The sequence below is a fragment of the Bradyrhizobium sp. SZCCHNRI3052 genome (genome assembly GCF_032484895.1).
In the GTDB taxonomy this organism is placed as follows: Bacteria; Pseudomonadota; Alphaproteobacteria; order Rhizobiales; family Xanthobacteraceae; genus Bradyrhizobium.
Genome location: NZ_JAUETW010000020.1, coordinates 90374 through 97187 on the forward strand (window position 1 = coordinate 90374; position 6814 = coordinate 97187).

Below are 6814 nucleotides of genomic sequence, written 5' to 3' on the forward strand. Positions count from 1 at the left end.
GTTCCGGCTCGGCCGGGACGCGCATCAAGACGATTGCATAGGCAGTACCCATGGAAGGCAGATGCGCGAGACATTGACTCGGCTGCGATATCGCTACTGGCCCGACCATCTCCTCGGCGAGATCTTGTCCAAGAGGTGGACCGAAACCGCCGTTCCTGTGCTTCTGCTCCTGATCGTCGGCTTCGCATTGAGCCGGGTCCTGGAGCACTTTCTGTCCCCCGCGAGTCTCGCCGACACCGCGCGCCAGGCCGGAGAGATCGGTTTCATCGGTCTCGGAATGGGGCTTGTGGTCATCGTCGGCGGCATCGACCTGTCGGTCGGGTCGATGTTTGCCCTGACGGATTTCTGCGCGCTCTATCTCCTGGACGTTCTCAATTGGCCCGTTCCGGCAGTGGTCGTCGCGACCATGGTCGTCGGCGGGCTGCTTGGCGCCGTGAACGGGGTCTTGATCGGATATCTGAGACTTCGCGCCTTCATCGCCACGCTGATCACGCTGATCATCTATCGCTCGGCGTTCGATCTGCTGATTCAACGCTATTCGAATGCCATCGCGTCATCGCTTCCAGATATCCCCTCGTGGGATTTCATTGGCGGCGGGGATGTTCTGGGAATCCCGAGCGTCGCGCTGCTCTATGTCATCGTCGCCATCGTCGGCCATGTCTTTCTGACGCGGCTGCGGCCCGGCTGGCACATCACGGCGATCGGCGGATCGCGCCGCTCGGCCTACAATTCCGGCATTCCGGTGCGGCGGACCATCGCGCTCTGCTACGTCGCGAGCGGCGTTCTGACCAGCATCGGTGCGTTGTTCTTTGCCGCCCGCCTCGGAACCGTGGGCGGCGACATCGGCGTCGGCCTCGAGGTGATCGTCCTGACTGCAACCGTCCTCGGCGGCATCACGCTCGGCGGTGGCAAGGGTTCGGTCGTCAAGTCGCTGGTCGGTGTGCTCATCGTCCTCCTGATGACCAACGGCTTGACCGCGATGAACGCGCGCGGCGGCGTCAACCGCATGGCGCTCGCGACAATCCTCCTGGCGGCCGCAATGGTCGATATACGCTGGCAGAAGAACCGTAACCGGATCATCAGCAAGGTCTACGTTGCCCCGACCTATCATGCGCTGCCGCCGCCCCCCCCGACCGAGATCGGCAAGGGCGGACCGTTCGAGCAGAACGACAAGCTTCGCGATGTGTCTCTCATCGGGCTCGGACGGATCGAGGCGCCGGAGGATGTCATTCTCGACCGCAACGACGTGCTCTATGCCGGCTCCCGTCACGGTGACATCATCCGGTTCTTTCCGCCGGACTACGAGCGGATGGAGGTGTTCGCCCATATCGGCGGCCAGCCGCTCGGAATGGCGTTCGACCGCCAGGACAATCTGTATGTCTGCATCGGCGGTATGGGTCTCTACCGCATCACGCCCGACGGAACCGTGGAGAAGGCCACCGACGAGACCAACCGAAGCCTGTATTCGGTGAATGACGACAGCCGTCTACGGCTCGCCGACGACCTCGACATCACCGATGACGGACTGATCTTCTTCTCCGAGGCGACCGTTCGCTACGAGATGGACGAGTGGCCGGTCGACGGGCTGGAGGCGCGCGGCAACGGTCGCATCATCTGCTACGACACGAAGAGTGGAACGACCCACACCGTGCTGCGCGGACTTAAGTTTCCGAACGGCGTCGCTGTTGCCAGCGACGGTCAGTCGATCTTGTTCGCGGAGACCTTCGGCTGCTCGATCAAGCGATACTGGTTCGCAGGTCCGAAGAAAGGCGCGGTCGAGACCGTCATGGACAACCTGCCGGGCTATCCCGACAACATCAATCTGGCGTCGGATGGCAACTATTGGCTGGCGCTGGTCGGCATGCGCAGCCCTTCGCTCGACTTGGCGTGGCAGATGCCGGGCTTCCGGCGGCGCATGGCCAAGCGGGTGCCGATCGACGAATGGCTATTTCCGAACATCAACACCGGGTGCGTCGTCAAGTTCAACGAGCAGGGCCAGATCCTGGAATCCCTCTGGGACCTCAAGGGCGTCAATCACCCGATGATTACCTCGATGCGGGAACACCGCGGTTATCTCTATCTCGGCGGCATCGCCAACAACAGGATCGGGCGCTTCAAGCTGGAGAACGCCGATCCCGACTTCGTACACTACGATACACGCTGGAGGAGGCATTCGTGATCGCCGCCATCCGTGAATTCGCAAACCGCTTGCTCGGCCGCGGCGATGCGACCATCACCGTTCCGTCGTTCGACGGGGCGCTGAAGGCCAATCAAGTGCTGGAGGCAGCCGAAACGCTCCTCGAATGTGAAGCACCGGAGGATATTGCGTCCGACGGCCGCTCCCTTCTCATCGCCGACGGCGCGCGACTCCTGCGTTGGGCCGGATCGTCGCCTACGGAGATCCGCAGATTCGCGCGGCCGATCTCCGCGTTGGCGATGCTTCCGTCCGGCGGTCTGGCCGTTGCGATTGGCGGTACTGAGGTTCATTTCTATGACGACATCACCGCCAAGACCCCGGTCTCGACATTTACCGGTGAGTTGCGCGCCGTCAACGCGCTTGCGCCTGCAGGCGACGGCACCCTGATCGCAACCGATGGTTCGTCATCGTATGAGGTCGGCGATTGGGCGCGCGACCTGATGGAGCTCGGTGATACCGGCCGTGTCTTCAGGCTCGATCCGCGGACGCAGACGATGCAGCAGCTTGCGGGCGGGCTTCGCTACGCCTTCGGTGCCGTCGCAAACGGCAACGACGTGCTGGTCAGTGAAAGCTGGCGGCACCGTCTGGTCTCGATCGCACCCGGCGGCACGCGCACGGTCGTGCTCGGTCACCTGCCGGTCTATCCCTCCCGGCTTGCACCGGCGCATGGCGGCGGGTTCTGGCTGACGGCCTTTATCGCCCGCACGCAATTGGTCGAGTTCGTGCTGCGCGAACCGGCCTACCGGCGTCGCATGATTGCTGAGATCGAGCCTGACTATTGGGTGGCACCACGGATCAGGTCCGGCCAGTCCTTCAAGGAGCCGCTGCAGGGAGCGCACATCAAGACCATGGGTGTCATGAAGCCGTGGGCTCCCCCACGGTCTTACGGACTCGTCATCCGGCTCGGTGCCGACGGACTGCCGGTTTATTCGCTTCATAGCCGCGCTGATGGCGTCAATCACGGCATCGTCGCTGCCGTCGAATTCGGCGGCGACCTCGTCATGATCGCAAAGGGGCCGGGCAGGGTGCTCAGGCTGCCCCTTGCAACCCTTGGCCGGGAGGTCCTTCCATGAGCGAGGTCATCCTGTCCCTGTCGAAGGCAACCAAGCTGTATGCCGGCGTGCCAGCGATAGAGGGCGTCGATTTCGAGCTGCGGCGGGGCGAGATCCACGCGTTGGTCGGCGAAAACGGCGCAGGCAAGTCGACCTTGACCAAGGTCATGGCCGGTGTCGTGGCCTTGACGTCAGGTGCAATGACGGTCGATGGCGTCGCGGTGTCTCCCAGAACGCCGCTGGAGGCGCGGCATCTTGGCATCGCAATGGTGTTTCAGGAAAACAGCCTGGTGCCGACGATGACCGTGGCGCAAAACCTGTTTCTCGGTCAGGAGCGATTCTACAATCGGCTGCGCGGCATCTACATCGCGGCTCAGCAGTTCCTCCAATCTCTCAATTTCGACGTCGCGCCGACGGCGACCGTCGGCGGCCTGGGCGCGGCCAAGAAGCAGATGGTCGAAATCGCTCGCGCCGTGCTGCACAAGGCGAAAGTCATCATCTTTGACGAACCCACGGCGACGCTTACGCCAGAGGAGAAGAAGTATTTCTTCGATTTGGTGCGGGATTTGAAGAGGCGCGGTGTTTCTATCGTCTTCATCTCGCACGCGCTCGAAGAAGCGTTGCTGTTGGCCGATCGCATTACTGTCCTGCGGGACGGCAAGCACGTCGTCACCGACGACGCCTCGGGATTCGATCGAGCGCGCATCGTTCAGGCCATGGTCGGACGAAACCTCTCAAATACGCTCTACGGTGTGCGGAAGGACAAAGTGCGCCCGGCCGGCAGGCGCGTGTTGACAATACAGAATCTCAAAATGGCGCCGATGGTCAGGAACAACTCATTGTCGGTGTTCGCGGGCCAGATCACGGGCGTGTTCGGACTGGTCGGCTCGGGCCGAACCGAGACGTTCAAGATCGTCTCGGGTATTCTGAAGCGTGATTTCTTTCACGGTGGAGAAATTCTGCTCAACGACAAGTCTGTGCGATATCGCGTGCCCGCGCCGGCCGTGAAAGCCGGAATCGCCTACGTCACCGAAGACCGCAAGGTGGAGGGCTTTTTCGAGACGGCCTCGATCGCGCGCAACATCTATTTGGGTCTGCTTGCCAAGTTTCCGGAAGGGCGAGCCTGGTTGTCGCGTCGTGAAAGAAATGAGGTCGGCAAGACCTGGATCGAACGTCTCAAGGTTCGCGCCATCGGCGACGAGGTCAAGGTTGTCGAGCTTTCCGGCGGCAATCAGCAGAAGGTTGTCATCGCCAAATCGTTGATTCAGGATCCGGAGCTGATCATCTTCGATGAGCCGACGCGCGGGGTCGATGTCGGGGCCATCGTCGAAATTCACGAGTTGATCAACAGGCTCGCCGATGAAGGCAGAGCTGTGGTCGTGATATCCTCCTATCTGCCAGAAATTATAGCGCTATCGGATCGGATCCTGGTATCAAGGCAAGGCAAGGTCGTCGAAGAATTCTCGGCGATCGAAGCGACCGAAGAGAAGATCATGTATGCCGCCATCCACTGAACTGCGCGCGGCCTCCAATCGATCAGATCCCTTCAAGCGCACCGACGCCATACCGGAGACACTCCCGATCGGTGTCACGGTTCTCTCCCGGCTCGGGGATCCAGGGCAACCTCGCCGACAAGGCGCTCGGGCTTGGCATTCCGGTGTGGACTCCTGGCCAAAGCGGCGCGTGAGCGCCGTCAATCCTGCAGGTCCTTTGCCTTGCTAAAGCGGCCCGCGCCGCTATCCCAAGCGACTCTCTGCACTCGTCATCGAGATGCATGTCTGCTTGAATCGCGGTGCACGTGGCGGCGCGGGAGCGGTCGTGGTCGTCTGACGCGCTGACCGTGCGACGATACCTGCAATCGGCAGCAATTGCTTCTCGTCACGGCCTCTTGGGCTGGTCTTGCCTGTCGGCATTTACGGCGTGGGTGCGAGCGCGGCGCGGTCGGAACATCCCTGGTTCGTGCTGCCGCCTTGCACCGGCTTTTCGTCTACGAACTGTCCCCGCCAGTCTCGCTGCAAGACGTGACCACGATCGGCCCCCGCGTTCAGCGTGGTCGGGATCACAGGAGCGTAGAGCTCTCGCTGCCCTCGTCTTCGAACAGGCTGGCGTAGATCGGAGCGTTGAAGGAAGGATCGTCGAGCTCTATCGGAGAGATAGTCGCGTCCCTGCTCGAACCGGCTGGACCCCCTTTCGGATCTCGACTGTCCCAGGCCTTTCGCCGGGCGTGACGGACGTTTGGCAGCCAGGGCACACATCGGCACACGCTTTTCTTCTCGGTGGCTTCTGATCTTTCGCCTGATCATCCCGATCTCTTGTGCAGCCTCAGTGCACCATGTCTCTCCCGTGAACTGATCAGGCAGTGACGCACCTTGCCTCGTGATGGCTTGATCTGGCCGAAGGCCGGCTGGGCCTCGATCGCCTGAGCGCAACGCCGCCGGCCAACTTTCTTCCCCTGGACGGAACGTCCATTCCTCGCGGGACAAGAAAGTTGGCCGACGCCGTCCTCCGCTGCCGCTTCAGCCCTTCGGGTGCGCCGTCGCTCGCCGTTCGTCCGATATGCGCCATCGAGGCCGCGGTGGTCGCGGCCCGAACCAGCCAAGGAGAGACAACATGGCTTCCATCGGTTCCTTCAAGAAGGTCGGCGACGATTTCCAGGGCGAGATCATCACCCTGAGCCTCAAGGCCAAGGGTGTACGCATCGTCCCCGAAGCCAACCGCTCCAGCGAGAACGCGCCCAGCCACCGCGTCTATGCCGGGCGGGTCGAGATCGGCGCCGCCTGGGCACGTCGCTCCGAGGAGGGACGCGACTATCTCTCGCTCAAGCTCGACGACCCTTCCTTCAACGCCCCGATCTACGCCAACCTGTTCGAGGACGAGGGCGGCGAGGGCTACACGCTCCTGTGGTCGCGGCCGCGCAAGACCGCCGAGTGAGCCGATCGCGCTCCGTCCGGATTTGCCGGGCGGGGCGCATCGCAGTCGGCCGGCCGTTCCTCTGGAACCGCGATCCCGTTCCGTTGGTCAAAAGCGGCGGATGACCGTTTTTCCTCCAATATCCGTTCAGGGTCGATTTCGTTGAAAAAGTCGCCAGTTGCGGCGCAGAGATATCGGTGATTCAGTCTGTCTAATTGGCGGGACTGAAGGTCATGATGGGGCATCGGCAAGTCGAACAGGCTGCGTTGTTCTATGAGTTCTCGCTGGAAAGGCACATCCCAGCCGACCACCTGTTGCGGTCGATCGATAGGTTCGTCGACTTCGAGGACCTGCGACGGGAGTTGGCACCGTTCTACAGCAACATCGGCCGGCCCTCGATCGATCCGGAGCTGATGATCAGGATGCTCCTGATCGGCTATTGCTTCGGCATACGTTCGGAACGGCGCCTCTGTGATGAAGTCCACCTCAATCTGGCCTACCGCTGGTTCTGCCGGTTGGGTCTGGATGGAGCTGTCCCCGATCACTCGACGTTCTCGAAGAACAGGCACGGCCGCTTTCGTGAGAGCGATCTCTTCCGTCGCGTGTTCGAGACCGTCTTGCGCCGCTGCATCCGGGAGCGCCTGATCGGCGGCGA

Annotated in this window: 5 protein-coding genes and 1 pseudogene; 5 read left to right on the forward strand and 1 reads right to left on the reverse strand. The window is 62.1% G+C overall.

Going from position 1 to position 6814, the window contains the following annotated elements; translation table 11 throughout:
• The first annotated feature begins 61 nt into the window (after window positions 1-61).
• Genes QW887_RS33480 through QW887_RS33490 form a run of 3 tightly spaced genes read left to right on the forward strand, consistent with a single transcriptional unit; the run spans window position 62 to window position 4763 of the window.
• Entirely contained in the window at window positions 62-2179 is a 2118-nt protein-coding gene (locus tag QW887_RS33480) for an ABC transporter permease (protein WP_015663991.1), read from the forward strand.
• Entirely contained in the window at window positions 2176-3270 is a 1095-nt protein-coding gene (locus QW887_RS33485; protein WP_316161018.1) for a hypothetical protein, read from the forward strand. Before QW887_RS33480 ends, QW887_RS33485 begins: the two co-directional genes overlap by 4 nt.
• Window positions 3267-4763 (forward strand): sugar ABC transporter ATP-binding protein, encoded by a 1497-nt coding sequence (locus QW887_RS33490; protein WP_316161020.1) that lies wholly within the window; start codon window positions 3267-3269, stop codon window positions 4761-4763. The genes QW887_RS33485 and QW887_RS33490 overlap by 4 nt, the downstream gene beginning before the upstream one ends.
• Window positions 4764-5308: 545 nt before the next feature.
• Here the strand turns inward: QW887_RS33490 and QW887_RS33495 are convergent.
• Window positions 5309-5432: pseudogene (locus QW887_RS33495) on the reverse strand (DUF736 family protein); the annotation flags it as partial.
• A 427-nt stretch (window positions 5433-5859) separates the two neighbouring features.
• On the opposite strand from QW887_RS33495, the gene QW887_RS33500 reads away from it, so the two are divergent.
• Both QW887_RS33500 and QW887_RS33505 read left to right on the forward strand, forming a co-directional pair.
• Window positions 5860-6180 (forward strand): DUF736 domain-containing protein, encoded by a 321-nt coding sequence (locus QW887_RS33500; RefSeq protein WP_316161022.1) that lies wholly within the window; start codon window positions 5860-5862, stop codon window positions 6178-6180.
• Between the two features lie 212 nt (window positions 6181-6392).
• Window positions 6393-6814 (forward strand): transposase (locus QW887_RS33505; protein ID WP_316196094.1); only part of this gene is annotated, 422 nt, incomplete at its 3' end.